Below are 26,549 nucleotides of genomic sequence, written 5' to 3'. Positions count from 1 at the left end.
CTTCCGTATCCTACCCATCCGCAGGCGGCACGGCCGCTCCGAGGGCCCGTGCCGCTGCGCGATCCGGCTTCCCGATCGATCTGACCGGCAGCGCAGCCACTTCGATCGCGTATCGGGGGACCCGTGGCCCGGTGATCCCCCGTGAGCGCAGCCCTGACGTCAGCGACTCCAGCACCGCCTGCGGTGCGGGAACGGGTCGCTGCGCAGCGGCGCTCGAGCCCGACGCGCTAGGGCCCGCGGGCACGAGCAGAGCGACGAGGACCTCGCCCCATTCCTCGTCTGCCCGGGCAGTGACGAGGACCTCCGCATACCCCAGCGGTTCGGCCACGGGGAGCAGCGCGGTCTCGACCTCGTGGGGCGAGACGTTCTCGCCGCCGGTCACGATCACATCATCAGCACGTCCCAGCACGTCGAGGCGGGGACGGCGGTCCACACCACCGTGAGCACTGCGAGCCTGCCCGCGGTGCCCCCGCGTCGCCGGGTCCTCCCACCTGCCGAGGTCGCTCGTCACGAGCGCCCGGTCAGCGCCCTCTCCGTGGAACCCGCCGGCGAGGCCCACAGCCGTGGAATCCTCGCGGGGCGCGTCGGTCAGGTCGCCGGCCGGGCCATCGGCCAGAACCCCGGGGGGCGCCGGAGGGTGGGGGATCGCGGTCAGGGTGACCGGGGCCTCGGCGACGGTGCCTCGCCGGGGGGCTTCCGGAGCCGCGGCGACCCCCACGTACCCGTCCGCGAGGACGGGACCAGCCAGCACGATGCGCCCGTCACCCGCGATGCGGACGTCGACATCGGGGAACGGGAGGCCGTCGTAGACGCATCCGCCGGCCGTCTCGCTCATGCCGTAGGTGCGGACGATCGGCACACCGGCCTTGGCCGCGGTCTCGAGCAGGCGCGGCGAGATCGACGCGCCGCCCAGCAGGACGGCGGAGGTGCGCGCGAGGACCTCCGCGGAGCTCGGCCTCCGCAGCACCCGGGTGAGCTGGGTGGGGACGAGCGAGGTGTAGACGGGGTCGTCTCCGGCCGCTGCGAGCGTCCGGCCGAGGTCCTCGGCGAATCGCGACGGGTCGAACCCGGCTCCGCCCCCCGGAGCGGGGGACGCCACGGTGGGCGGCGCTCCCGCGAGCAGTGCACGCAGGACCACCTGGAGCCCCGCGATGTGGTTGACGGGCAGGCACAGGTGCCAGCGGCCCGGCCCGGACAGCAGGTCTTCGGTCGCGCGGGCGGATGCCACGAGGGCGTCGCGGCTCAGCGCGACGCCCTTGGGCGGCCCGGTGGATCCCGAGGTGAAGAGGACCAGGGACGGCATGGGACGCGGCGTGCCCGCCGGATCGTACGCGTCCGGACCGAACGTGCGGATCGCTCCGGAGCGTTCGCGGGGCAGCAGGATCCCGGGACCGCCGTCCAGCATCCGCGCGACCGCGGAGACAGCGCTGGGCGTCGTCATGGGGAAAGCCGATCCGGGCGGGACAGGAGGCTCACCGGCTCAGTAGTACCAGGGGAACGGCGACCAGTCGGGGTCCCGCTTCTGGAGGAAGGCGTCGCGGCCCTCGACCGCCTCGTCCGTCATGTATCCGAGCCGGGTGGCCTCGCCTGCGAACACCTGCTGGCCCACCAGTCCGTCGTCGACCAGGTTGAAGGCGAACTTCAGCATGCGCTGAGCGTTGGGGGACTTGCTCAGGATCTCGCGGGCGACGCCCAGTGCGGTCGACTCGAGCTCCGTGTGGTCCGCGACGATGTTCACCGCCCCCATGCGCTCCATGTCATCGGCGGAGTAGGCACGGCCCAGGAAGAAGATCTCGCGAGCCTTCTTCTGCCCGACCATCTTCGCGAGGTAGGCGGAGCCGTAGCCGGCGTCGTACGAGCCGACGTCCGAGTCCGTCTGCTTGAAGCGGGCGTGCTCCCGTGAGGCGATCGTGAGGTCGCAGACCACGTGCAGCGAATGGCCGCCACCGGCGGCCCAGCCGGGCACGACCGCTACGACGACCTTGGGCATCGTGCGGATGAGTCGCTGCACCTCGAGGATGTGGAGCCGCCCGGCGCGGGCGGGATCGACCGTCTCCGCCGTCTCACCGTCGGCGTACTGGTAGCCGGAGCGCCCGCGGATGCGCTGGTCGCCGCCGGAGCAGAACGCCCAGCCGCCGTCCTTCGCGCTGGGTCCGTTGCCGGTCAGCAGTACCGCACCCACATCCGGAGTCTGACGGGCGTGGTCGAGCGCCCGGTAGAGCTCGTCGACCGTGTGGGGGCGGAACGCGTTGCGGATCTCCGGGCGGTCGAACGCGATGCGCACGCAGCCGATGTCGGAGCCGCCTGCGTCGATCGCGCGGTGATACGTGATGTCCGTGAAGTCGAAGCCGACGACCTCCCGCCACGCCGTCGGGTCGAAGATGTCGGAGACCTGTGTATCGCTCATGCCCGCCAGCATATCGGCCGGTGAGGAGGTCTCGGCGCGCACGCGGTCCGCGGGCTGGCGCTGCCCCGGGGTCGTCGACGTATCGTGGCTCGTATGCTCATCAGTCCTGAGGTCCGCACAGTCCTCGACCACACGGCGGCGCCCGGCGACCTGTTCGAGCGGGTCGTCCCTGTCGCACTGCCGATGAAGGCCCGGTTCCGCGGTCTCACGGTGCGGGAGACGTGCCTCGTGAAGGGACCCGCGGGATGGGCGGAGTTCGCCCCGTTCACGGAGTACGACGTGCCGGAGGCCTCGCGCTGGCTGCTGGCCGCAGTGGAGTCGGCCGCACTCCCGCTGCCCCGACCACTGCGCGACCGCGTCCTCGTCAACGCGACGATCCCTGCAGTGCCCGCGCACCGGGTGCCGGCCATCGCCGCGCACTATCCGGGGGTCAGCGCAGTCAAGGTGAAGATCGCGGAGCGGGGGATCGCGTCGCTCGACGAGGACCTCGCCCGGGTCGCCGCAGTGCGCCGTGCGCTGCCGGACGCGGCCGTCCGCTGCGATGCGAACGGTGCGTACACCCACGACGAGGCGAAGACGGCGCTCACCGCGCTCGCCCGGACGGGCCCGCTCCAGTACGTCGAGCAGCCCGTGCCGGACGTGCACGGGCTGGCGCGGCTGCGCGAGTGGGTGTCCATCGCACGCCTGCCGGTGCCGATCGCGGCCGACGAATCGATCCGCAAAGTCTCCGACCCCCTGAGCGTCGCGGCTCTGGGCGCCGCCGACGTCATCGTCGTGAAGGCACAGCCGCTGGGCGGGATCCGCGCCGCCGCCTCGATCATCGAGGCGGCGGGACTGCCCGCAGTCGTGTCCTCAGCGCTGGAGTCGAGCGTGGGGCTGGCCGCCGGTGCCGCGCTCGCCGCGCACCTGCCGCTGTCGAGCGCCGGGCAGGGCCTCCTGGGGCCCGAACCCGCTGCGGGCCTGGGCACGGCGGCGCTGTTCGCCGCCGATGTCGCAGCGCCGGGGCTCCGTCCCCAGGACGGGAGCCTGCCGCTGGGGCGGGTCGAACCCGACGAGGACCTGCTCGCCGCACACGCGGCAGGCCCCGAGCGCGCCCGGTTCTGGACCGAACGGCTCGAGGCCTGCTGGACGCACGTCGCACGGGGAGAGGACTCCGGGCGAGCGGGCTGACCGTGAGGGGTCCGCGTACCAGGACGCCGACTCGATCAGGCTGACTGGATCAGGGCAGCGCCGCCACCATGTCCGCAGCGGTGGCACTCAGCTCGTCGACACCGGGAGCCTCGTCAGCGCCGGGCATCGACGTGCCGGTCACGGAGAAGATGGCCGACCCCTTGATGGCCTGGACCGTCGTGGTCGTCACCGTCTGCCCGGACACGTCCATCGACGACTCCGTCGCGACGACCTGGTCGGCTCCCTCGACCTCGGCGTCGACCTCGGTCGTGGACGTGGAGAACTCCGTGCCCTGCGTGGACACCGTGATCTCGCTGCAGGCGTCCAACGACCCGGCATTCGCGCCCAGCGCGGAGGATGCCGCGTCAGGGGAGGGGTAGCCGATCGCCGTGCCCACGTTCGTATCTCCCTCGGATGCGGTGCCGACGACCAGCGTCGTCTCCGTGTCCTCGCTCGCAGCGAGTGCCGCATTCATGAAGACCTCGCACTCCTCGGGCTCGACGGTCATGTCGCCCATGATCCCGGCGGCCTCGCCCGTCGCCGCAGCGTCCGTGACCTCCGCCGTGAACCCGCCGGCCTCGACAGCGGCGACGAGGTCCTCCTCGGTCGCCGGCCCGGCCTCGGCAGGAGCCTCCTCGGCTGACGCTCCGGCCGTATCGCCCTGCTCCTCCGAGACCGGGTCGGTGCCCGCGGCTTCATCGGACCCGCCGCCGCAGCCCGACAGGACCAGGCCGGCTCCGACACACGCGCTCGCGACGGCCAGACGCACTGTCGACTTCTTCATATCCACTCCTCGGAGGTCGGGACGCATCGCATCCCCTTCGGTTCGTACGGGATGACTGTACGCGGCGTCGGGAGCGGTCGACGCGCGTGCGTGTGCCGAATCGGGCACACGCCCGTCAGTCTGCGAGCAGTGCGCGTACGCGGGGGATGACCTCCGTTCCGTACAGCTCGATCGAGCGCAGGAGCTGCTCATGGGGCATCGGTCCGTTCGCATACTTGAGGTCGAAGCGGTCGACGCCCAGTGCGCGCACGGCGTGTGCGATCTTCGCGGCGACGGTGTCGGGCGAGCCGACGTAGAGCGCGCCCTCCTCGACCTCACCGATGAACTCGCGCTCTCCTGCGGGGCCCCAGCCCCGTTCGCGACCGATCCGGTTGCGGTTGGCGATCCAGTGCTCGCGCAGGTGATCCCGCGCCTCGGCGTCCGTGTCCGCGACGTGTCCGGGGGAGTGGACCCCGATCGGAGCCTGCGGCTGCTCGAGCTGGTCGTTCGCCCGGCGGTAGAGGTCCGCGTAGGGGGCGAAGCGGTCGACCGGCCCACCGATCACGGCAAGCATGAGGGGGATGCGGTACTTCGCCGCACGGATGACGGACTCCGGACTGCCGCCCACCGCGATCCACGTCTTCAGGCCGTTCTGCGTGGGCGGGTACACCCTCTGATTGCGCAGCGGGGCCCGCAGGCGTCCGTCCCAGTCGAGGGGCTCCTCGGTGAGGAGATGGGAGAAGAGATCCAGCTTCTCCTCGAAGAGCTCCTCGTACTGCCTCAGATCGAAGCCGAAGAGGGGGAAGGACTCGGTGAAGGATCCACGGCCCAGGATGACCTCGGCGCGGCCGGAGGAGATCGCGTCGATCGTCGAGAACCGCTGGAAGACGCGGATGGGATCGTCGGAACTCAGGACGGTCACCGCGGAGCCCATCCTGATCCGCTCCGTCTGCGCTGCGATCGCGGCCAGGACGATGTCCGGCGCGGACACCGCGAAGTCGTCTCTGTGGTGCTCGCCCACGCCGATGAAGTCGACGCCCACGGAGTCTGCGAGCACCGCCTGGGCGACGATGTTCCTGATCACCTGGTGGTGCGGCAGCGGGGTGCCGTCGGCGTCGACGGTGACATCGCCGAACGTGTCGAGTCCGAGCTCCGGGCCCGCCGTCCTGGGCATCGTGCCCGGGTTCGTGTCGTGTGCGGCGCTGCTCATGGGGTCCTCCTCCTCACGGCGGAGCCCTGCATCCGCCGACGGTTAAAACTTCAAGTTCTCGAGGGGTGAACCACCGGAGACGTCGTTCTGTTCCCGCTGCGCGCTCTCGTCCAGGGGCTCCAGGGCATCCCGGGCGTCGTGACCGCGGTGGGCGGCAGGAGCGGCGATGGAGACGTGCGTGACGGCGTCGGCACCGAACTCGCGGAAGTGGCGCGTGCGGCGGCCGGGGATGATCGGGTCGTGCATGGCGCCTGCCATCCGGCCGGTGATCTCCAGGCGGCCGTCCGCGTCCGCGCGCAGCGAGTACGAGTTGTCGGTGAGCGGCGAGGAGACCGTGACCCGGTACTTCTCACCCGGGTGGAAGACGTCTGCGGTCCGCACGCGGAACGTGCCGGAACCGGTGAGGGTGAATCCCTGACCGCTCACGTCGCAGAACCGGGTGAGCTGAGCGCGCCGTCTGGAGAGCGACACGTCCCAGCCGTGGACGGAGAACGCCGGTTCTCCGGTCACATGGTCGAAGGAGGCACCGTCCGCGTACGGATCGTCCACGGCATCCGGGGACACGTCGACGTGGGCGAGCCATTCGGCGAGCTCGCGCCGCCACAGAGCCCAGTTGTGGACCCCCGTGGGGCGGGGGCGCCAGACGTGGGGGATGCCGAGCTCGTCGAGCGCGGTGTGGAAGCGCGCGCCGTGAGCCGCGACCTCGGTCTCCAGCAGATCGACGGCGTCCTCCGTGTCCGGGTCCGGCGTGCCGGAGCCCGCAGAGAACCAGAGGTCCGTGTGGCGGAGGTTCGCGGCGAGCGCGACCGGGGAGTTCGCGTCCCATTCCGCGCGGTCGTGCCGGGGGTCGCCGAACAGCGACTTGGTCGTTCCACCCTCGCGCAGAGCGATGATGTCGAACAGCGGTACGGCTGAGGCCGGGTCCAGTGGGGAGGAGAAGGCGGCCGCCGCCGCGAACCTGTCGGGGTGCAGGGCCGCGTACTTCATCGCGCCGTATCCGCCCATGGACAGGCCGGCGACCGCGGAGTCGACGCGGTCAGGGCGGACGGAGAAGGTATCCGCGATGAAGGCGGAGAGCTCCTCGATGTGGAACGCGGGCCAGTCGAGCACCGCGTCGTCGCTGTCGACCCGTGTGCCCTGGCCGGTGTCGCGGGTGCCGCGGACCGCGTGGCGGCTGTAGCTCGCGGCGCCGGCATCCGGCATGACGACGAGGTGGGGCGAATCGGAGGTCAGCGCCTCGGCATCGCCGAAGTCCGTCCAGCTGCGGAAGTCATCGCCGGATCCGTGGAGCAGCAGCAGGACCGGAGCGGACTCCGAGGGGCGCCCGGGGAGGAGCACGCGGACCCCGACGGTGCGGCCCAGGGCGGGGGAGAACACGAAGAACTCGCGCAGCCGTGAGGTGAGCTTCCGCTTGTCGCGGACGTGGAAGCGGCGCGCGGCGTCGCCTGTGGGCTCCGGGCCCAGGAAGGCGGTCGACTGATCCCTGCCGGGGAACGCGCCGGTGCGGCGGCGCAGCACTGTGAGCGCCCGCACGGCGCGGGCGCCCACGGACAGCTTGAGTGCAGCGGGGATCATCGAGTCTCCTTGAAGGGGTGCGGCTTGAAGGGGTGCGGTGGCTTGACGGGGCGCGACAGCGGAGTGCGCACGGCGCCGTCGCGGGTGGCGGGTCGGTGGCGAGTATATGGCCGGAAGGTGAACTCGCAAGTCAGGTTGAGGACAGTGGACCTCGACCGGGGGGCCGCGGGGCTCGTGGGAGAATCGCCGGGTGAATGCCTCGACCGTCTCCGCCCGCCGTCTGGTGCGCGCGCTGCTGGCATCCGGCGTGCGCGACGTCGTCCTGTCTCCGGGTTCCCGCTCCGCTCCGCTGGTCTACGCCTGGGCGGATGCGGAGGCCGAGCTCGCGGGGCCCCCGCCGGGCGGAGGGTCCCCGCTGCGTCTCCACGTCCGCATCGATGAGCGGGACGCCGCGTTCACGGCACTGGGCATCGCGAAGGCGGGCAGACTCGCGGGGACACATCGGCCCGTCGCAGTCGTGACGACGTCCGGGTCTGCCGTGGGAAACCTCCATCCCGCGGTCATGGAAGCCGCCCACGCACACCTGCCGCTCGTGCTCGTGACCGCCGATCGTCCCGCTCGACTGCGCGGCACGGGCGCCAATCAGACGCTCGACGCCCAGCATGCGGCGCTGCCCGAGGTCGTCGCGGCATGGGACCTGCCCCTCCCTGCAGGAGACGACGACCCCACCTGGACCACGGCCGCCGAGGCGGCCGTCATCCGGGCCTGTGCGTCCCCGGGCGGACCGGTCCAGCTCAATGCGCAGTTCGACGCGCCCCTCGTCCCGGACACCGAGGAAGCAGGGGGAGTGCCGCCCGGTCCGGCGGTCGGTGCGCAGAGCGCCGCGGGAGGGACCGACCGCGGTGGGGACGCGGCCCGGTGGAGCGCAGTACGAGACGTGCTGGCGGACCCGCAGTCACGGCCGGTGATCGTCGCGGGAGACGACCTGGGCTTCGCCACCAGCACCCTGGCGGCCCTCGCATCGGAGTTCGTCGTCCCCATCTTCGCAGAGCCGTCGTCTGTGCTCGCCTCGCATCCGTGCACCATCCCGGCGCATGCGCAGCTGCTGGGCCGGCCCGCAGCGGCGGAAGCGCTCGCGCGCATCACCCACGTCATCGTGACCGGCCGCCCGACCCTGTCGCGGCCCATCGTGCAGCTGGTGGACCGGGACGATCTGGAGACGGTCGTCGTCCCGTACGACGCTGATGGGCTCGTGGCCACGCTGACGCCGTCCTGCGCGAGCATCGCGAGGGCCGGCACGTGGTGGGCCGAGTGGTCGGAGCTCGGCTCTGCGACGGCGGGCGGGTCGTCCGACCCCACCGATGCGGCGGTGCTCGCCCTGCTCGAGCGGCCCGGTGTCCTGGTCGCGGCGAGCTCCAGCACCATCCGGCACCTCGCGCGCCTCCAGCAGCCGCACCATCGGGCCCGCGTCGTGGCCTCGCGCGGTCTGGCGGGTATCGACGGGCTGGTGGCGACGGCCTCGGGCATTGCTCTGGGACTCGAGGACCAGGGCGTCCTCGATGCCCCGGTGCGGCTGCTCATCGGCGACCTCGCGGCCCTCCACGATCTGGGCGGATTCGTCGTGCCCACCCACGAGCGCAGGCCGCGGCTGCAGACCGTCGTCCTCCACGATGACGGGGGTGCGATCTTCGCCGGCCTCGAACACTCGCGTCCGCACGTCGCATCCCGCTTCGACCGCTTCTTCGGTACACCGCACGGCACGGACCTCGCGGAGGCAGCGCGCGCGCTGGGCACGGAGGCGGAGTCGGTCGACCTTCGAGCAGGCGCCGACGGCGAGCACTGCGACGAGGCAGGTGCTGGAGCGCTGGAGCGCTTCCGCCGCTTCCTGGACAGGGGAGCGGCCGGTGTCTTCCAGCTCCGACTGCCGCCGGTGCGCTGCTGAGGCCGGCTGCTGAGCCGGTCCCGGACTCAGTGCGAGGTGTCCGGACTCCACTCGACGCCCAGCGCCCTCCGCATGGGTGCGAACTTCGCGTCCGTCTCCCGCCGCTCGGATTCGGGGTCCGAGTCCGGCATGATGCCCGCGCCGGCGAACAGGCGGATCCGATTGCGCTCCTCGAGCTGACCGCACCGCAGAGCGATGCCGAACTGCCCGTTCCCGTACCCGTCGACCCAACCGACGGGGCCTGCGTAGCGGCCGCGGTCCATCTCCTCGAACCGGCTGATGAGGTCCATCGCCCGTGCGCGGGGCGTGCCGCCCACCGCGGCCGTGGGGTGCACGGCGTGCGCGACCTCGAACGGGCTGATCCGTGACCCGTCCGCGCGGGTGGAGAGTCGGCCGTGTGCGTCGGAGGCCAGGTGGATCACGTTCGCGAGCTGGAGGAGGTGCGGCTCCGGGTCCACGTGGAGCTCCTCCGTCACCGGCCCGAGCGTGCTCGCGAGCGAATCGATCGCGTACGAGTGCTCGACCGAGTCCTTGCGACCCCCCAGATGCTCCCGCGCGTCGGCGACCTCCTTCTCCGGATCCTCCTGGACCCGGTACGTCCCGGCGAGCACCCGTGAGTGGACGGCGCCGTCCTCCACCCCTATGAGCAGCTCCGGCGTCGCGCCCACGAGCCCCGCGACGAGGAATGCCCAGGTGCTCGGGAACTCGGCGTTGAGCCGGCCCAGGACAGTCCTGACGTCGATGTCGTCCTCTGCCGTGATGACCTCGTCCCGGGCGAGGACGATCTTGCGCTCGCCCGCCTCCGGGCTGCGCAGGCGGGAGGCTGCCAGCGCGACGATCTCCTCGAACCGCTCCGGACTCACACGCCCCGGCTCCCGCGTGACGATCCGCTGGTCGCGCAGCGGAGTGGGCGTGAGCTGGAGTCCTGCGACGAGCTCGTCGGACGGGGCGTCGACGTCCTCGGAGCCCGCGGACCGGTCATCCGGAGAATGCCCACATGCGCCATCGTCGCCGTCTCGCACGTGCGTGAGCCACACGCGCCCGTCTCGTCTGCCCAGGATGTACTCGGGCACGTCGATCACGGAGTCCACGCCGGAATCCGCGGCGAAGGAGATCGCGGAGAAGCCGACCAGGCCGGACCCCATGAGGCTCACGCGGTCGTCGACCACCGCCGCTGCGACCAGGTCATCCCACTGTCTCGCGAGGTCGTGGAACCGGTGCTCGCCGCGAGCATGGAGCCGCAGCCGCCGTCCGATCCCCACGAGCCCCGACCGTCCCCGCACCCAGCAGGCGAAGCCTGATGTCGGCAGCTGCGCGAGGAAGTCGAGCGAGCTGGTGGGGATGTTCCCGGCGAACGGCGGGGGAGCATCGGGCGCGAGGCCGTCGACGAACCACGACCGGACGGTCAGCCGGGGCGTGGGATCGGACGTGCGGGAGGAATGGGTCACGGTCCCACGATACTGAGCCGCGGACCCGCGGGACCAGGCGCTTCCGGATTCGCCACCCGCGCGCGGGTGGGGGAGACTGGTCTGCATGAATCGCGCCCAGCTGGACAAGGATCCCGGTGACGTCGCGTCGATGTTCGACGCCGTCGCGGATCGGTACGACCTCATGAACGACGTGCTGTCGCTGGGGCAGACGCGCCGCTGGCGCCGCGTCGTCGCCGACGCGGTCGCTGCGCAGCCGGGTGAGAAGGTGCTCGACCTCGCGGCCGGGACCGGGACGAGCTCCGTCCCGTTCGCGCAGGCGGGCGCGGACGTCATCGCCGGCGACATCTCCGAGGGGATGCTCGACGTGGGACGCGCCCGCAACCCCGGTATCCGCTTCCTGTACGCGGATGCGCTGGACCTGCCGTTCGACGACGGGGAGTTCGACGTCGTCACCATCAGCTTCGGCTTCCGCAACGTGAACGATCCGGAGCGTGCGCTCGCCCAGATGCGACGGGTGCTGAGGCCCGGAGGGCGACTCGTGGTCTGCGAGTTCTCCCGCCCGGTGCTCGGCCCCCTCGACACCGTCTACCGCGAATACCTCATGCGCGCTCTCCCGCCGGTGGCGCGGCTCATCAGCTCGAACCCCGCGTCGTATGAGTACCTCGCCGAATCGATCCGGGCGTGGCCGGGTCAGGATGCGCTCGCCCATGTCATCGCGGACTCCGGGTTCGACCGTGTCCAGTACCGCAACCTCTCCGGAGGGATCGTCGCCATCCACCGGGGCATCCGCCCGGCGGGCGCGTGAGTGCAGAGCAGGATCCCAGCACGACGATGCAGGACGCCCAGCCCCTCGATTCCCCGGTGATCGACGCCGACGTCGTCGTCGTGGGCGCGGGGCCCGCGGGCGCTGCGACCGCGGCGCACCTCGCCCGTGCGGGCCTCGACGTCGTGGTGCTCGAGAAGTCGGCCTTCCCGCGCGACAAGGTCTGCGGCGACGCCCTCACACCGCGAGCCGTCCGTGAGCTCGACCACCTGGGCGTGGACACGCGTCCGGAGGACGGGTGGCACCGCAACCGCGGTCTACGGCTGATCGGCGGCGGGCACCGCATGCAGATCGACTGGCCCGGCGGCGGCGGCTTCCCCGACTACGGCCTCACGAAGACGCGCATGGGCCTCGACGAGACCCTGGCGCGCCACGCGCAGCGTGCGGGTGCACGGCTCTACGAGCAGGTGGCCGCGACGGAGCCGGTCATCGGTTCAGACGGCTGGCTCACCGGCGTGCGCGCGACCGGCACGGATCATCGCGGTCGCAAGGTCGGTCCGGAGGCGTACTTCCGTGCGCCGCTCGTCGTCGCCTGCGACGGCGTCTCCTCCCGCGTCTCCGTCGCCCACGGTGTGCAGAGGCGCGACGATCGGCCCATGGGGGTGGCCGTCCGGACCTACCACTCCTCGCCGCGCCACGACGACTCCTACCTCGAGAGCTGGCTGGAGCTGCGCGAATCGGGAGGCGACCCCATGCCCGGCTACGGGTGGCTCTTCCCGCTGGGCGACGGCACCGTGAACGTGGGACTCGGGATCCTCGACACGTCTCCGCAGTTCGGGACCGTCAACTACCGCACCGTGCTCGACGAGTGGCTCGCGGCGATGGGCCACGAGTGGTCGATCGATGAGTCGACGCAGCTGGAGCAGGTCCGCTCCGCAGCACTGCCCATGGCCTTCAACCGCACACCGCACTTCCGCGACGGCCTCATGCTCGTGGGGGACTCCGCCGGCATGGTGAGCCCCTTCAACGGGGAGGGGATCGACTACGCGCTGGAGAGCGCGCGGATCGCAGCGGACGTGATCGTCACCCATCACCGGATGCCGGAGCACCGCAGACGGGTCGCCCTGCAGGAGTATCCTGAGATCGTCCGCGATCGGTTCGGCGGGTACGTCACGCTGGGACGCGTCTTCGCTGGTCTCATCGGACGTCCCGAACTCATGAGCTTCGGGATCAAGTACGGTATGGGAGTCGATGCGCTCATGACCTTCGCGGTGAGGCTGATGGGCAACATCCACCGTGAGGGGAGCGACGCGGACGCCATGGATCGCGTCATCGCCGCACTCACACGCTCCGTCCCCGCGACGACGAACAGCTGAGGGGATGAACGACCGAGTCCGGTGAGTGCGATACTGACTGCGACGTCTGAGACCATGAGGAAGATGAACGAGCCGATGATTCCGGATACTGCGGGCACCCTGTCGCGTCCCTCGGCGGGGCCGTTCGCCGCGGCGGACTCTGCGCTGGACATGGCCCTGGCGACGCGCCTCGAGCATGTCGAGACACGGCTCACGGAGGCTGCGGCGCAGTCGGACCGGCTGCCGCATGAGGCCTCCCATCACCTGATGCGCGCCGGCGGCAAGCGCGTGCGCCCCCTGCTCGTGCTCCTCGCCGCTGAGCTGGGCGAGGGAGCGCGTGCAGACGTGCTCGATGCTGCGGCCGCCGTCGAACTCATCCATCTCGCGACCCTCTACCACGACGATGTCATGGACGACGCGCCCGTGCGCCGGGGTGCACCCAGTGCCCACGAGGTGTGGGGCAACTCCGTCGCCATCCTCACCGGCGACCTCCTCTTCGCCCGCGCCTCACTGCTGTCCGCCGGCCTCGGCCCCGAAGCGGTCCGACTGCAGGCGACGACGTTCGAGCGGCTGGTCCTGGGGCAGCTCTCGGAGTTCACCGGCCCGCAGCCGGAGGACGACCCCATCGACCACTACATACGCGTGCTGTCGGACAAGACCGGTTCGCTCATCGCCGCAGCGGGTGAGTTCGGCATCCGCTACTCCGGTGCATCCGACGTGCTCATCGACCCGATCCGGGTGTACGGCGAGAAGGTCGGCGTGGCCTTCCAGCTGGCCGACGACATCATCGATCTCACCTCTGACGCGGCGACATCGGGCAAGACGCCGGGGACGGACCTGCGGGAGGGCGTCCCGACCCTTCCGGTCCTGTACGCACGCCGTGCCGCTGCCGGCGGAGACGCAGCCGCGGCCGAGGTCGTGGCTCTGCTGGACGCGGATCTCACCTCTGACGAAGCGCTGGAGGCAGCGCGCTCCGCGCTCGCGGCGCACCCGGTGACCGAACAGGCCAGGGCCGAGGCCCGCCGCTGGTCGGAGGACGCGATCGCCGCACTCGCAGCGCTGCCTGAGGGCGACGTCCGCGCAGGGTTCGAATCGTTCGCCCGGCAGGTCGTCGAACGCTCCTCCTGACGACTGGCCGGCTCCTCCCGACGACCGGTCAGCGCCTCCGTGAGGTGCGGACCATGTCGGTGATGAAGAGCGTGCACGCGATCCAGATGACGGCGAAGCCCGCCCAGCGGGCCGGTGACATCTCCTCGCCCAGCAGCCAGACCCCGGTCACGAACTGCAGCGACGGCGTGATGAACTGCAGCATCCCCACCCAGCTCAGCGGGATCCGGCGCGCCGCGGCGCTGAACAGCAGCAGAGGCAGTGCGGTGGCCGGCCCCAGCAGCAGCATGAAGACCAGATGCCACGATCCCTGGGTCGTGAAGGTGTCCGTGCCGGCGGCCAGGGTCCAGCCGATGAATGCTGCGGCAGGGAGCGTGAGGATCAGCGTCTCGACCGTCAGCCCGCCCAGTGCGCCGACGGCGGCACCGACCTTGTTCTTCAGCAGCCCGTAGCCCGCGAAGGTGAAGGCGACCAGCAGGCCCAGCCAGGGGACGGAGCCGTAGCCGACGGAGATCACCAGGACGGCGACGGCGGCGACGCCGACCGCCGTCCACTGCAGAGGGCGCAGCCTCTCCCGCAGGAAGAGCACACCCAGCAGGATCGTGATGAGCGGGTTGATGTAGTAGCCCAGGGAGACCTCGACGACTCGCCCCAGCTCCACACCCAGCAGGAAGCCCAGCCAGTTGACCGCGATGAGCACACTCGCGGCGATGAGGGTGACAGCGGCCCGCGGGCTCCGGAGGATCCGCCACACGAGCGGGTACCCCCGGGTCAGGGCCAGCAGGAGCCCGCAGAAGAGCAGGCACCACACGATCCTGTGCGAGAGGATCTCGAGGCTGCCCGCGGGCGCCAGCGAGTTGAAGTAGAGGGGGAGGAAGCCCCAGAGGAGGTAGGCGGCCGTTCCGTTGACCAGTCCTGCACGGCGCCTGGCCGTCTCATCTGCGGGCAGGCCGGAGGAATCTGGGGTCTGCGTCACAGCCCCACTCTAGTGACGCCTGTGAGTTCCCGATCAAGTGGTCCGTGTGTGAGCAGGGTCGCGGCGAGGTGAGGTGAGGTACCACTAAGATGGACGGTCGGTACTCGTCAGTCGTGGTGGTCGCAGACGCGCCCACCCGCGAAAGGTGTGTGAACAGTGAGTCGAGCTCTTCGTGTTGCGATCGTAGGAGCGGGGCCAGCCGGAATATACGCGGCGGACCTCCTCACCAAAGCCGAACGCGACTTCGAGCTCAGCATCGATCTCTTCGAGCGGCTGCCCGTTCCGTTCGGCCTCGTCCGCTATGGCGTGGCTCCGGACCACCCGCGGATCAAGGGCATCCAGAAGGCACTCATCAAGGTGCTGGACCGCGGCGACGTGCGGCTCATCGGCAACGTCGACTACGGGACCGACATCACGCTCGAGGACCTGCGTCGCCACTACGATGCGGTGATCTTCTCGACCGGTTCGTTCGATGACGCGCGACTGAGCCTCCCCGGTGTGGAGCTGCCCGGGTCCTACGGTGCCGCGGACTTCGTCAACTGGTACGACGCCCATCCGGATGTGCCCAGGGAGTGGCCGCTCGACGCGGAGCGCGTCGGCGTGATCGGCAACGGCAACGTGGCGCTGGACGTCGCTCGCGTGCTCGCGAAGCAGGCCGACGACATGCTGAGCACAGAGATCCCGGATCACGTCTACGAGGGCCTGAAGGACTCGAAGGTCACGGACGTCCACGTGTTCGGACGCCGGGGGCCCGCTCAGACGAAGTTCACCCCGCTGGAGCTGCGGGAGCTGGGACTCGTCAAGGATGTGGACATCGTCGTGTACCCGGAGGACTACGAGTTCGACGAGGCGTCGATGGCCGCGATCCACAGCAACAACCAGACGAAGCAGGTGACGAAGACGCTCACGGACTTCACTCTGCGCGAGCCGTCGGGGGCACCCCGCCGCCTGCACCTCCACTTCCTCCATGCGCCCGTCGAGGTGCTCGGCGATGAGGAGACCGGAGTGACGGGCCTGCGGACGGAGCGTCAGCAGCTGGACGGGAACGGCGGAGTCGTCGGGACCGGCACGCTGCACGACTGGAGCCTCGACGCCGTCTACCGCGCCGTGGGCTACTTCGGCTCGCCGCTGCGGGACATCCCGTTCGACGCGGACAAGGGCGTCATCCCGAACGTCGAAGGCCGGGTCCACGAGGGCGACTCGCAGGCGACCGCAGCGGACGCGCCCGCCGTCGACGGCCTGTATGCGACCGGGTGGATCAAGCGCGGACCCGTCGGGCTCATCGGCCATACGAAGGGCGATGCGCTCCAGACGATCACCCACCTCATCGACGACCGTGAGGCCGGTCGGCTGCCGGAGCCCGAGGAGCCGTCGGAGGATGCCATCACAGCGCTGCTGGACGCGCGCGGGGTCGACTACGCGGACTGGGACGGGTTCCACCGCCTGGAGACCGCTGAGAAGGCACTGGGAGAGCCGCAGGGCCGCGAACGGATCAAGATCCCCACCCGCGACGGGATGCTCGAGCACTCGCGCCGGCAGGCCTGAGCCTGCACCGCGCCGCAGGCGCGGAGCACTGAGGGTCTCACACGCACGAAGCGGCGGCCGCACCCGATCGGGTGCGGCCGCCGCTTCGTGCGTGTGAGGCGGGGAGTCAGGAGATCGGCGAGCCGTCCTCGTTGAGAGCGGGGTAGACACCGTTCTCGTCATGGACCTCGCGCCCGGTGACGGGCGGATTGAAGGTGCAGATCATCCGCATCTCATGCTCGGTCCGCACCGTGTGCTTGTCGTTCTTGTCGAGGAGGTACATCGTGCCGTCGCGCAGCTCGTGGACCTCTCCGGTCTCCTCATTCGTGATGGTTCCGGAGCCGGCGACGCAGTACACGGCCTCGATGTGGTTCTGGTAGTGGAACGTCGAGGTGGTTCCTGCGAAGAGGGTCGTCTCGTGGAACGAGAAGCCGACGCCCTCGCGCGCCAGCACCATACGGCGGCTGCGCCAGTTGTCGCTGACGATGTCGCGCTCGGTGCCGTTGAGGTCATCGATGTTCACAACGTACATGGGATCACTCCTGAAGGTGGTGGTGTGAGCGGTGCTCGGGCGGCGAGCAGCCGTTGAGGCAGTGTGCCGCCCCGGCCCGACGGACGGCCGTGGCCGTCTGTCGGACCGGGGCGATGGGGGTCCGTCAGGCCTTCTGGGCCCCGGAGGCGGAGGGGCTCTCCGCGGCGGGGCCGGTGACGGTCCGGACAGCGGCCTCGAGGATGTCGAGTCCGCGCTCCAGCTCATCAGCTGTCACCGTCAGCGGCGGCATGATCTTCACGACCTCGTCCTTCGGGCCGGACGTCTCGAGGAGCAGCCCCTGGCGGAAGGCCTCGGCCGCGATCTTGCCGGCGGCCTCGGCGTCCTCGAAGCACAGACCGGACAGCAGTCCGCGTCCGCGGACTCCGGCGCCGCTCGTCGTGACCGCGATCGACCCGAGGCGCGCGTGCATCACGTCGATGGTGGTCGCGAGTCCCTCCTGGAAGGAGGGGTCGGCCCAGTACTCCTTGAGCGCAGCGGTGGCGGTGACGAACGCGGGGTTGTTGCCGCGGAACGTGCCGTTGTGCTCGCCCGGCGACCAGATGTCGAGCTCCGGACGGAACAGGGTCAGCGCCATCGGCAGGCCGGAACCGGCGATGGACTTCGACAGGCACACGATGTCCGGGACGATCCCGGCCTCCTCGAAGCTGAAGAACGTGCCCGTCCGGCCGCAGCCGGCCTGGACGTCGTCGACGATCAGCAGGATCTCGTGCTCCGCGCACAGTGCGGAGAGGCGACGCAGCCAGTCGAAGCGCGCGGCGCGGAGGCCGCCCTCGCCCTGCACCGTCTCGACGATGATCGCAGCCGGCTTGTCGACGCCGGAGCCGGAGTCCTCGAGGACGCGCTCGAGCCAGAGGAAGTCCGCCGTCTCACCATCGAAGTAGTCGTCGTAGGGGATCTTCGACGAGTTGGTGAGCGGGATGCCCGCACCCTGGCGCTTCATCGAATTGCCGGTCACGGACAGTGCGCCGAGCGTCATGCCGTGGAAGGCATTCGTGAACGAAAGGATGTGCTGGCGTCCGGTGTACTTGCGGGCCAGCTTGAGGGCGGCCTCCACCGTGTTCGTGCCGGTCGGGCCGGGGAACATGACCTTGTAGGGCAGTTCGCGCGGCTCCAGGATGACGTCCTTGAACGTCTGCAGGAAATCGCGCTTGGCCGGAGTCATCATGTCCATCGAGTGCAGGACGGCGCCGGACTGCAGGTACTCGATGAGGGGTTCGATGACCACGGGATTGTTGTGGCCGTAGTTCAGCGCGCCTGCTCCGGAGAAGAAGTCGAGGTACTCCGCGCCGGATGCGTCCGTCTGCGTCGCGCCGGACGCCTGCACGAACTCCACCGGCCAGCTACGGGAATAGCTGCGGACCTCTGATTCGAGGGAGTAGAAGATGTCGGTCATGGTGGTTCTCACCTTCCTGGGGTCTTCGACCCTTGGGATTCGACCGGACGGGAGCCGCTTCTCGGCTGCTGGACCGAACGGTCCGGACGCGTGCGGAGGTTCAGTCCGAAGCGCCCAACGCGGGTGGGGACGGTGTCACCGTGTGGACAGTGACGGAACGCGGTGCGATGGCCGCGGTCGTCCGTGCTCAGCGTGAGCCGAGCGGTGCGATCTCGTAGAGATGCTCCGTGTCGTGGCCGTCCGGGTAGTCCTCGGGCACGAACAGGGGGCTGTGGGTGCAGTCCGCGCCGTGGCGGGCTGCGAAGGACGTGAAGAGTCGCTGGGACGCTTCGTTGTCCGCGGTGATCGTCGTCTCGAGGCGCGCGGCCCCGGTGCGGTCGGCCAGTTCGTCCAGCATCCGGCCTGCCAGGCCGTGTCCACGGCTGGCGGCATCGACGGCGACCTGCCAGATCATGAGGGTGTCCGGGGCATCCGGACGCATGTAGCCGGTGACGAATCCGGCGGGTTCTGCATCGAGGGTCGCCAGGACGGAGGTGCGGGAGAAGTCGCGTGCCCACAGGAGGTAGGCATACGAGGTGTTGAGATCCAGGACCTTCGAATCGCGGGCCAGCGTCCACATGTGCTTGCCGTCTGCGATGGAGGGGACGCGGAGCTCGACCCGCTCGGAACCTGAGTCCTCAGCGGGGGTAGAAGCGGAAGTGGTCTCTGTGTCTGCGGGAGTCACGTGTTCCAACATAGCGATCTGAGAGGGGATCACAACCGCCGGAGTGAGCCGTATCGGCCCGGAATGAGCGGCCTCAGGGGGTCCGTAGCGGTGCTTGGGGCGACCGCCGCATCGTCAGTGGTGCCAGGGGCATGCGGGGGGTTGCTCGGGTCGGATCCGGGTGGCCGTGGAACTGAGGTCTCACAGCCGCACGACCGTTATCGGTTCGTTACCCAGAAACCGCATGGCGGGACTCGTCTGTGAGGTGAGTCACGACGAGGCGGGTGGGGTGCCTCCTTCGAGGCGCCCCACCCGCCTCGTCGTGAGTGCGCGGTGTCCGCCGATCAGCGGTAGTTCACGAACTGGAGGTCGACGTCGAGGTCCTTGCCCTTGAGCAGGCTGATGACGGTCTGGAGGTCGTCGCGCTTCTTCGAGGTCACGCGGAGCTCGTCGCCCTGGATCTGGGCCTTCACGCCTTTGGGGCCCTCCTCGCGGATGATCTTGGAGACTTCCTTGGCGGTCTCCTTGTCGATGCCCTCCTTGAGGGCGGCGTCGATGCGGTGCTCCTTGCCCGACGGATACGGCTCTCCCGCGTCGATCGACTTGAGTGAGATGCCCCGGCGGACGAGCTTCGACTGGAAGACGTCGAGGACCGAGGCCACACGATCCGCTCCGTCCGCGCGCATCTGCACGTCCTCGCCCTTCCACTCGATCGCGGCGCCGGACCCCTTGAAGTCATAGCGGGATGAGATCTCCTTCGCCGCCTGGTTCAGGGCGTTGTCCGCCTCCTGGCGATCGATCTTGCTGACGATGTCGAAACTGGAATCCGCTGCCATGCCTGCCTCCTGCTCGGCGACGGGCGGACCGACGTCCTGGCCGATGCCCCGTCTGTCTGGGTGGTCTGTCGCCGCGACGGCGCGCACGGGCGCCCTCGCATGTCGCGCCCATGCTAGTCCAGGCCGTCGCGCAGTGCCGGTGCGGACGTGTCGAGGGCCTCATCCGCACGATTAGCGCCGGTGCACTCGAATGTGTATTCTCTATCAGGTGCTCGAGAGAGCGCGGCGGCAGATTGCCCGAGCGGCCAAAGGGAGCTGACTGTAAATCAGCCGGCACAGCCTTCGAAGGTTCGAATCCTTCATCTGCCACCCACGGAAGACGGCCCGTCTCCAGCGGAAGCGCTGGAGACGTGCCGTCTTCGTCTGTCCCGGCGCTGTCGTGGCACCGGTGGCGGGCCGCGCCACCGGCGCACACGCACACCTGCAGCGTGACGGGACGGACACCTGCGCGTCCGTCTGACGCGGCATCCGGACAGTAACCTGATCGCATGCGCTCTCCTGTTCGCTCCTATCTGCTGAATCTGCACGCGTCAGTCAGCGGCGCCGATCCCTTCGCCGATCACCGCCTCTCCCGCGTGCGGACCGCGGCTGCGCCCGAACCCGCGTCCGATCCCCACGTCCTCTACGGAGCGGACTCCGCGAGCATGGGGATCGCGATGACGACGGCGGACGGACACACCTACGGGGTGGGTGATGCAGAGGTGGAGTTCTCCATCCAGTCGATCTCGAAGGTCTTCGTCTATGCGCTCGCGCTCATGGACTCCGGTTTCGACGTCGTCGATTCGAAGATCGACGTGGAGCCGTCCGGCAGCGCCTACAACGACATCTCCTCGGAGTCCGGCAGCGGGCGTCCCAAGAACCCGCTCATCAACATCGGTGCGATCGCCGCCGTCTCTCTCGTGAGGCCCGCAGCGGGGGAGTCGGTCTTCGGCAGGATCCTTGCGACGATGTCCGCCTGCGCAGGTCGTGAGCTGCGCCTGGATGAGGACGTGCTCGCCGCAGACCTGCGCGACGGCGCCCACAACCGGGGCCTGTCATGGTTCCTGTCGTCCTGGGGCATCATCGCCGGCGATCCGGTTCCGGCGTTCGATGACTACACGCGCCAGTGCGCCGTGACCGTCACCGCGGTGGATCTGTCCGTCATGGCCGCCACCTTCGCCAATCTGGGCGTCAATCCGCTCACCGGAGAGCGGGTCTTCACAGAGGAGGTCGTCGAACGCGTCCTGTCCGTCATGACGACGTGCGGGATGTACGACGACTCCGGTGACTGGGTGGCCACCGTGGGCCTGCCCGCGAAGAGCGGAGTGGGCGGCGGCATCATCTCCGTCCTGCCCGGACAGCTGGGCATCGCGACGTTCTCTCCACCGCTCGACCAGCACGGCAACAGCGCGAGGGGCATCATCGTGCACGAGGAGATGTCCGAGGACCTGGGCCTCCACTTCGTGCGGGCCGCGACCGTCGGCCGCTCCTCCATCCGCTCTCACGTGACCGTCGACTATTCGCACTCCACCGTGCGTCGCCCGGCTGAGGCCGACGCGGTGCTCGCGGAGCACGGGGATCACGCCCACCTCGTCGAACTCGTGGGTGACCTCCAGTTCAGCGGATTCGAAGCGGTCGCACGACTCATCGGAGGCCTCGAGGACCCGCTGTGCGTCGTCCTGGACTTCACGAAGGTCGATGACCTCTCCCGCGTCACGATCGCCAGCCTCAACCGGCTGGCCGCGGCGATGTCGGAGGCGGGCATCGCCCTGGCGGCCGTCGACTCGGACGGCCTGCTGGCGGATCACGTCGAGGAGATGGGGATCAGATCGTTCGCCTACCGGTATGCCGCGCTGTCCTGGGCGGAGAACATCGTCCTGCGCCGGTACGGTGACGAATCCTGCTTCTATGACCCCGAATACACCCACGCCCCCATGCTCGACTCCCTCGATGCGAAGCATCGGGCGGTCATTCTCGATCGCCTGGTCAAGCAGAGGTATCGCAAGGGCGAAGTGGTCAGGGCCATCGGCGCCGACTTCGACGGAATCCGCTTCATGCGGTCCGGCGAGGTCTGCACCTACAGCGCGGACGGGGACCTGCTGGCAGTGCTGCGGGCAGGCACCACCTTCGGCGAGTTCGCGCTGAACCCTGATGGAGGCCAGCCGTTCGATATGATCGCGACGAGCGCGACGACCCTCGACTTCCTGCCCGCAGAGGCGATCGACCGGATCGGCATCGACGACCCGGCCGCAGCAGCCGCTCTGTGGCGCAGCATCACGGTCAACGGGTACACGCGACTGGCTCAGGCGGTCCGAGGAGAGGCGCAGACGCAGTGACGAACGACAAGGTCCGATCCGACCCGCTCACCAGCTCATGGGCTGAACGCGTGCGCAATGCGGCGTTCGCGCACGAAGACATATCCGGCGGGCCCCTCGTGACGGATCGGCCGTGGGTCATCGCCCACCGGGGGTATTCGGGGGCAGCCCCGGAGAATACGCTCGCCGCAGTCGATGCGGCCCGCATGGTGGGCGCTGACTGGATCGAGGTCGACCTGCACGTGAGCGGTGACGGCACCCCGACCGTGATCCATGACCAGTCGGTCGATCGGACCACTGACGGATCCGGCGCGGTCGGCAGGCTCGACGACGACACGCTGTCGCGCCTGGACGCGGGATCGTGGGCGGGCCCCGGCTTCGCAGGCCAGCGGCTGCCGAAGCTCGACACGCTCCTCAGGGACGTCTCCACGAACGGCGGCCGGCTGCTGCTGGAGCTCAAGGGGGAGTGGTCGCCGGGCGCCGTGGCGTCCGTCGCGGGATCGATCATCGATGAGGGCATGGCCGACCGCACCGTGGTCCAGAGCTTCTCCGTCGCGACTCTCGCGTTCCTGCGCGACATCGCACCGCTCGTGGAGCGCTGCCTCCTGCGCACCGTGCCGCGCGAGGACGATCTGGCCGTCGTCGACGATCTGCAGGCGCTCGCCTACAACCCGTCCGTCCGTGGCTTCTTCATGCGACGAGGGGTCGTCGACCAGTTCCTCGACGCCGGCTGCGGGATGTTCGTCTGGACGGTGGACGACCCCACCTCCTGGGAGAAGCTCTTCGGCGCCGGCGTCCACGGCATCATCACCAACCTGCCGGCGACGCTCCAGGGCTACCTCGCAGCGAAGTACGAGCCGGTGTGAGCAGCCGAGCGCGCCCTCTCCGCGGCACCCGCCCGACCCTGCTGGTCGCGGCGGGTGCCTTCGTCGCGATCTGCGGCCTCGGTCTCGGTCCGGCGGGGGCCCCGGCCGCTGCGGCGGCCGTCGGCGACGACTCCCCGACACCCGCCGAGGCCCCAGCCGTCCCGCAGTCCGCGGTCGCCTCCGGGACCGCACCCGCAGGGACACCGACCGCAGAGACTCCGACCGTCGGTGCGGGGTCGGTGACCACGGACGCGGACGACGGTGCTGATGCCCCCTCGCCGTCGCTGCGCGAGGAGTATCGCGCCGCGGTCGCGGACTACCTCGTCGAGGCAGTAGCCCAGTCGTGGCAGCACGACGTCGTCGCCGTCCCGCCGGATGCGGTCCAGGAGTGGGACGCCCGCCAGCGCACGATGGTCGACCCGCAGATCAGGGCACTGGAGGACGCCGGGTGGACGGTGCGCATCGCCGTCCTGCCGCATATCCCGTACCCGTACGAGTCGGACATCGACACCCCTGACGTCGTCGGGGGACTGCAGCGCGGACTCACGCGCCTCGCTGCTGAGGACCCGCACCCCCGCACCGTGTATCTGCTGGCGCAGGGCTCGTCGACGTCCTTCAGCATCTATGAGGACGGGCGGCTGCAGGCGGAGCTCGACCAGACCTATGCGGTGGGCCCTCCGTACGTGAATGCGACGACCTCCGCCCCCGCCCTGTCCTATGCGCTGCGTGCGATCGGCGCGGGTTCGGACAAGCCGGAGCTGCTCGACGAGGAGACGGCCGCCGTCAGCTGGACGGGCGAACGCTATCGCACGTCGGACGTCGCGGGGTCTCAGATCATGACCGCGGCATTCCTCGCAGGCGGGATCGCGGGCGGGGTACTCCTGATCCTGTCGCTGCTGGTCCTGCTGCCGCGCCGGTCCGGGCCTCTTGCGAGGATCTTCGGCACGCGGATCGATCGCGCGCATGAGGCGTCAGCTCTGGTGGCCCTGCGTGATCGCGCGGCCCGGGCTCATGCGAAGCTCACCCGGTCGACACGGCTCTCCTCGTCGTTCGAGTCCTCGCTCGACAGGCTCCCGGATCCCGAGGAGTCCTACTCCCCACTCGTGTGGGCCGGCTGGGTCACGCTCGAGGACGAATGGTCGAAGCGGGAGCGGAAGCACTGCTTCTTCCGTCCTGACCTGCATGCCGACGGGGAGGAGGACGCAGAGGTCCTGGGCGCACGGCTGATGGTCCCCCTGTCCGATCTCGCCGCGGAGCGGATCGGGAAGGGCCGTGCACCGTCGTACCTCAGCCTGTCCGGGATCGACCGCGGGAGGCCCTACTGGACACGGGCCTCGTCGCCCTGGGCCGCGAGCGGCTACGGGGCGTTCGGCCCGCTGCACGAGGCGATCGCGGCGATGCCTGCGGAGTGGAGGCCGGCACCCGGCGCTGCGCGTGTGAAGCGTGCGATCGAATCCGCTCGCGTGGCCGCGCCGTCCGGCAGCGCAGGAGCCTCCCCGTGGGCGCGGACCGCTCTGCTGGCGGTCGCCGCAGCCGCTGCGCTCGCCGCGGGCATCGTGGGCGGACTCCATGACGCCGATCAGCTGAAGAAGGTGCACATGGCTGAACTCGGGGCCCCCGGATCGCTCGTGGATGACCCGACAGCCGTGAGCAGGCAGGCGGTCGCCGAGGTCGTGGCCGCGGCCGCGGACGGTCCCGTCGTCGACCCGTGGACCGGGCTCGAGCTCATCGGCGAGGATCTGCCTGCGGTCGGCGACGTCGCGGACGAGGTCGCGGAGCAGACGGGCCGTGACGTGCGCGTCATCGGCTTCGACCCGTCGTTGACCGGTGTGGTCGACGGATCCGACCTCGCTGATCTGGTGGCCGCGGAGCTGCCCGCTGGATCGCTCGCTGTCGTCCTCAGCAGCAGCAGCGCGGAGATCGTGGAGGGAGGGATCACCATGGACCCCATGTCCGATCGGCCAGACCGCCCCGAGCACGACTCGGACGATACCGTCACGGATCGCGCTGTGGCGCAGCTGCGCTGGGCGGCCGAGGTCTCCTGGATCACGGATGAGGGCGACGAGGGGCTGACCGACACGGACGATGCAGAGGCCCGTGAGTTCGAACCGACGCCGGACACCGCGGAGTGGGAGAACCGCACGTGGGTGCGCACGCTGCTGGGGGCGATCGGCGCCGCGCTCGCCGTGATCGTCGCCGGGACGTTCCTCCGAGGTCTGGTCGTCGACCGGACGGAGCCGACGACGAAGACGCAGACGTATACGACGACGAAGACTGCAGGGAAGAGGAATCGGCGATGAGGCAGCAGGCGGTGAGGGTCGCAGGGGCGGCCGTGGTGCTCGGAGTGGCATGCGGCGGGCTGGGATCCGGTGCCGCCTCGGCGATGGAGCCTGCGGAGACCTCGACTGCGGGGTCTGTGACGACCGCAGGAGCAGGAGCGACGGCAGAGGCGCAGGCAGGGGTGGAGGCGTCGGCGGGCGTCCTCGCGGCAACGGCTGCGGAGAAGATGGAGAGCGGTGATGCCGGGTCTCTGCTGGGCACTGTCCAGTCGTACGCGATGCAGCTGGAGGACGAGCCGCTCGTCGCAGACAGCGCGTCCGAGGACCTCTACGGCGACGCGTTCGACGAACTGCGGGAGCTGCAGGAGGAGGCCGCCGTGCCGACGTACATCGTCTTCGACGCGACCCTGGAATACCAGGAGGACACCACCGTCGCGCAGCTTCTCGCGGACGTGCTGCCGGGAGATGAGTTCATCGTCCTCGTGGTGGGGGCGGACGCCATCGGGCCGCGGGCCGAGGTCGTCGCGGCGGATGAGGACCGCAGCCGACTGCTGGACCAGCAGTTCTACTCGACGTCGATGACGGGGGCGCGATCGGGATCCGTGCTCGAACAGCTGCGGACCGGACTGGAACGGCTGCAGGACCCTCAGCCCGTGGAGTCGCGGTCCTCCAGTGGCAGCAGCACGCTGCGCTGGCTCCAGTACCAGGTGGTGGCGCACCCTCTGCGGTCCTTCATGATCGCGGTCATGATCGTCGCCGCCGTGGCCGTGGCACTGTGGTTCCTCGTCCCGCGGGGAGCCAGGCGGAAGCGCTACCGGATCCCCCGGGCGGTCGCGAGTGCGGCGGCCGCTGCGGACCGCGGGGCGATGCGCCGCGCGCTGGGCGATGATGCACTCGACATCGTCGAACGGCTGGAGAAGCTCCAGACGGACGGCATCGACCGCGAGACGGCGGACCTCGTGGAGCACGGCCTCGACGCCTACGGATTGGCGCGCAGGCTCGCGGACGACAAGGGCTCGCAGGAGGACGACCTCGCCGGGGCGATGGTGCTCATGGGGATCGCGGAGTCCGCGGTCTCGCGCGCGGAGGCGTCCACCGGATCCGGCGCGAAGGGCGGCAGGGGACGGTTCCGCCTGGGCTCACGGAAGTCGACCGGGGGTGCGTCCGGGCGGCAGCTGTGCAGCATCGACCCGCGGCACGGGCAGGCGAAGAAGACGATCGCTGCGGACGTCGCAGGACGGGAGGACTCCCTGAGCGTCCCGGCGTGCGCGAAGTGCGTCCACGACGCGGGGAGCGACAACCCCCTGCAGTGGCTCACCGTCGCTGGGAAGCCCTACGTCCTGCGGGACACGGTGTGGGCGAAGACCCTCTACGGGGGCACGCAGGACGACCTCGTCGACGCCGTCGTGGAGGCTCGCGCGAAGGGGTGAGTGCGGGGTCGGTCACACTGGGTGAACCCAGCT

At 70.1% G+C, this 26,549-nt stretch carries 21 protein-coding genes and 1 tRNA gene; 11 read left to right on the top strand and 11 right to left on the bottom strand.

All coding sequences use genetic code 11. The annotated features are described in order from the left end of the window. Window positions 1-10: 10 nt before the first annotated feature. The gene (locus tag BJEO58_RS00490; RefSeq protein ID WP_101586781.1) at window positions 11-1,441 is read right to left on the bottom strand and encodes an AMP-binding protein; all 1,431 of its coding nucleotides are present in this window, start codon (window positions 1,439-1,441) and stop codon (window positions 11-13) included. A gap of 39 nt (window positions 1,442-1,480) precedes the next feature. Beyond that, on the bottom strand, window positions 1,481-2,407 hold the full coding sequence (locus BJEO58_RS00485) for a 1,4-dihydroxy-2-naphthoyl-CoA synthase (RefSeq protein WP_101587196.1): 927 nt from the start codon (window positions 2,405-2,407) through the stop codon (window positions 1,481-1,483). 93 nt (window positions 2,408-2,500) lie between these two features. On the opposite strand from BJEO58_RS00485, the gene BJEO58_RS00480 reads away from it, so the two are divergent. Continuing rightward, the gene (locus BJEO58_RS00480; protein ID WP_101586779.1) at window positions 2,501-3,577 is read left to right on the top strand and encodes an o-succinylbenzoate synthase; all 1,077 of its coding nucleotides are present in this window, start codon (window positions 2,501-2,503) and stop codon (window positions 3,575-3,577) included. Between the two features lie 49 nt (window positions 3,578-3,626). On the opposite strand, the gene BJEO58_RS00475 is transcribed toward BJEO58_RS00480, so the two are convergent. The 3 genes from BJEO58_RS00475 to BJEO58_RS00465 all read right to left on the bottom strand — a co-directional run bounded on the left by BJEO58_RS00475 (window position 3,627) and on the right by BJEO58_RS00465 (window position 7,125). Further along, window positions 3,627-4,361 carry a hypothetical protein gene (locus BJEO58_RS00475; RefSeq protein WP_101586777.1) on the bottom strand — a complete coding sequence of 245 codons (735 nt, stop codon included), beginning with the start codon at window positions 4,359-4,361 and terminating at the stop codon, window positions 3,627-3,629. Between the two features lie 115 nt (window positions 4,362-4,476). Further along, window positions 4,477-5,550: an LLM class flavin-dependent oxidoreductase gene (locus tag BJEO58_RS00470; RefSeq protein ID WP_101586775.1), complete on the bottom strand. Its 1,074-nt coding sequence runs from the start codon at window positions 5,548-5,550 to the stop codon at window positions 4,477-4,479. 42 nt (window positions 5,551-5,592) lie between these two features. Further along, window positions 5,593-7,125, bottom strand: coding sequence for an alpha/beta hydrolase (locus BJEO58_RS00465; protein WP_101586773.1), 1,533 nt, complete (start codon window positions 7,123-7,125; stop codon window positions 5,593-5,595). A 190-nt stretch (window positions 7,126-7,315) separates the two neighbouring features. Between BJEO58_RS00465 and menD the strand changes: the two genes are divergently transcribed. Continuing rightward, on the top strand, window positions 7,316-9,007 hold the full coding sequence (gene menD / locus BJEO58_RS00460) for a 2-succinyl-5-enolpyruvyl-6-hydroxy-3-cyclohexene-1-carboxylic-acid synthase (RefSeq protein ID WP_101586772.1): 1,692 nt from the start codon (window positions 7,316-7,318) through the stop codon (window positions 9,005-9,007). A gap of 26 nt (window positions 9,008-9,033) precedes the next feature. Here the strand turns inward: menD and BJEO58_RS00455 are convergent, their stop codons facing one another. After that, window positions 9,034-10,455: an isochorismate synthase gene (locus tag BJEO58_RS00455; RefSeq protein ID WP_246075941.1), complete on the bottom strand. Its 1,422-nt coding sequence runs from the start codon at window positions 10,453-10,455 to the stop codon at window positions 9,034-9,036. A gap of 85 nt (window positions 10,456-10,540) precedes the next feature. On the opposite strand from BJEO58_RS00455, the gene BJEO58_RS00450 reads away from it, so the two are divergent. The 3 genes from BJEO58_RS00450 to BJEO58_RS00440 all read left to right on the top strand — a co-directional run bounded on the left by BJEO58_RS00450 (window position 10,541) and on the right by BJEO58_RS00440 (window position 13,683). Then, window positions 10,541-11,242, top strand: a complete 702-nt coding sequence (locus BJEO58_RS00450) for a demethylmenaquinone methyltransferase (protein ID WP_101586768.1) — start codon at window positions 10,541-10,543, stop codon at window positions 11,240-11,242. A gap of 26 nt (window positions 11,243-11,268) precedes the next feature. Continuing rightward, the gene (locus BJEO58_RS00445) at window positions 11,269-12,576 is read left to right on the top strand and encodes a geranylgeranyl reductase family protein (RefSeq protein ID WP_101586766.1); all 1,308 of its coding nucleotides are present in this window, start codon (window positions 11,269-11,271) and stop codon (window positions 12,574-12,576) included. A gap of 63 nt (window positions 12,577-12,639) precedes the next feature. Next, on the top strand, window positions 12,640-13,683 hold the full coding sequence (locus BJEO58_RS00440) for a polyprenyl synthetase family protein (protein ID WP_101586764.1): 1,044 nt from the start codon (window positions 12,640-12,642) through the stop codon (window positions 13,681-13,683). A gap of 28 nt (window positions 13,684-13,711) precedes the next feature. On the opposite strand, the gene rarD is transcribed toward BJEO58_RS00440, so the two are convergent. Beyond that, the gene (gene rarD / locus BJEO58_RS00435; protein ID WP_101586762.1) at window positions 13,712-14,638 is read right to left on the bottom strand and encodes an EamA family transporter RarD; all 927 of its coding nucleotides are present in this window, start codon (window positions 14,636-14,638) and stop codon (window positions 13,712-13,714) included. 156 nt (window positions 14,639-14,794) lie between these two features. On the opposite strand from rarD, the gene BJEO58_RS00430 reads away from it, so the two are divergent. Next, a complete protein-coding gene (locus BJEO58_RS00430) occupies window positions 14,795-16,183 on the top strand; it encodes an FAD-dependent oxidoreductase (protein WP_101586760.1) in 1,389 nt (462 codons plus the stop codon). A gap of 106 nt (window positions 16,184-16,289) precedes the next feature. Here BJEO58_RS00430 and BJEO58_RS00425 read toward each other — a convergent pair whose 3' ends face one another. The 4 genes from BJEO58_RS00425 to BJEO58_RS00410 form a co-directional block, all read right to left on the bottom strand. After that, window positions 16,290-16,694, bottom strand: a complete 405-nt coding sequence (locus tag BJEO58_RS00425; RefSeq protein ID WP_101586758.1) for an ectoine synthase — start codon at window positions 16,692-16,694, stop codon at window positions 16,290-16,292. 124 nt (window positions 16,695-16,818) lie between these two features. Then, window positions 16,819-18,108 carry a diaminobutyrate--2-oxoglutarate transaminase gene (gene ectB, locus BJEO58_RS00420; RefSeq protein ID WP_101586756.1) on the bottom strand — a complete coding sequence of 430 codons (1,290 nt, stop codon included), beginning with the start codon at window positions 18,106-18,108 and terminating at the stop codon, window positions 16,819-16,821. 187 nt (window positions 18,109-18,295) lie between these two features. After that, window positions 18,296-18,832 carry a diaminobutyrate acetyltransferase gene (gene ectA, locus BJEO58_RS00415; RefSeq protein WP_257904187.1) on the bottom strand — a complete coding sequence of 179 codons (537 nt, stop codon included), beginning with the start codon at window positions 18,830-18,832 and terminating at the stop codon, window positions 18,296-18,298. A 323-nt stretch (window positions 18,833-19,155) separates the two neighbouring features. Next, window positions 19,156-19,647, bottom strand: a complete 492-nt coding sequence (locus BJEO58_RS00410; RefSeq protein ID WP_101587194.1) for a YajQ family cyclic di-GMP-binding protein — start codon at window positions 19,645-19,647, stop codon at window positions 19,156-19,158. 227 nt (window positions 19,648-19,874) lie between these two features. Here BJEO58_RS00410 and BJEO58_RS00405 point away from each other — a divergent pair. The 5 genes from BJEO58_RS00405 (at window position 19,875) to BJEO58_RS00385 (ending at window position 26,516) form a co-directional block, all read left to right on the top strand. Next, a tRNA-Tyr gene (locus BJEO58_RS00405) sits at window positions 19,875-19,956 on the top strand. Window positions 19,957-20,135: 179 nt separating this feature from the next. Then, the gene (glsA, locus tag BJEO58_RS00400) at window positions 20,136-21,962 is read left to right on the top strand and encodes a glutaminase A (protein ID WP_101586753.1); all 1,827 of its coding nucleotides are present in this window, start codon (window positions 20,136-20,138) and stop codon (window positions 21,960-21,962) included. Further along, window positions 21,959-22,807 carry a glycerophosphodiester phosphodiesterase gene (locus BJEO58_RS00395; protein ID WP_246075942.1) on the top strand — a complete coding sequence of 283 codons (849 nt, stop codon included), beginning with the start codon at window positions 21,959-21,961 and terminating at the stop codon, window positions 22,805-22,807. Before glsA ends, BJEO58_RS00395 begins: the two co-directional genes overlap by 4 nt. Continuing rightward, a complete protein-coding gene (locus tag BJEO58_RS00390; protein WP_101586751.1) occupies window positions 22,804-25,107 on the top strand; it encodes a hypothetical protein in 2,304 nt (767 codons plus the stop codon). The genes BJEO58_RS00395 and BJEO58_RS00390 overlap by 4 nt, the downstream gene beginning before the upstream one ends. Then, window positions 25,104-26,516, top strand: a complete 1,413-nt coding sequence (locus BJEO58_RS00385; protein WP_101586750.1) for a hypothetical protein — start codon at window positions 25,104-25,106, stop codon at window positions 26,514-26,516. The genes BJEO58_RS00390 and BJEO58_RS00385 overlap by 4 nt, the downstream gene beginning before the upstream one ends. Window positions 26,517-26,549 lie beyond the last annotated feature (33 nt).

The sequence above is a fragment of the Brevibacterium jeotgali genome (assembly GCF_900169175.1).
GTDB lineage: Bacteria > Actinomycetota > Actinomycetes > Actinomycetales > Brevibacteriaceae > Brevibacterium > Brevibacterium jeotgali.
The sequence above is the reverse complement of the archived record's forward strand: the minus strand, read 5'-3'. Positions and strand labels throughout refer to the sequence as shown.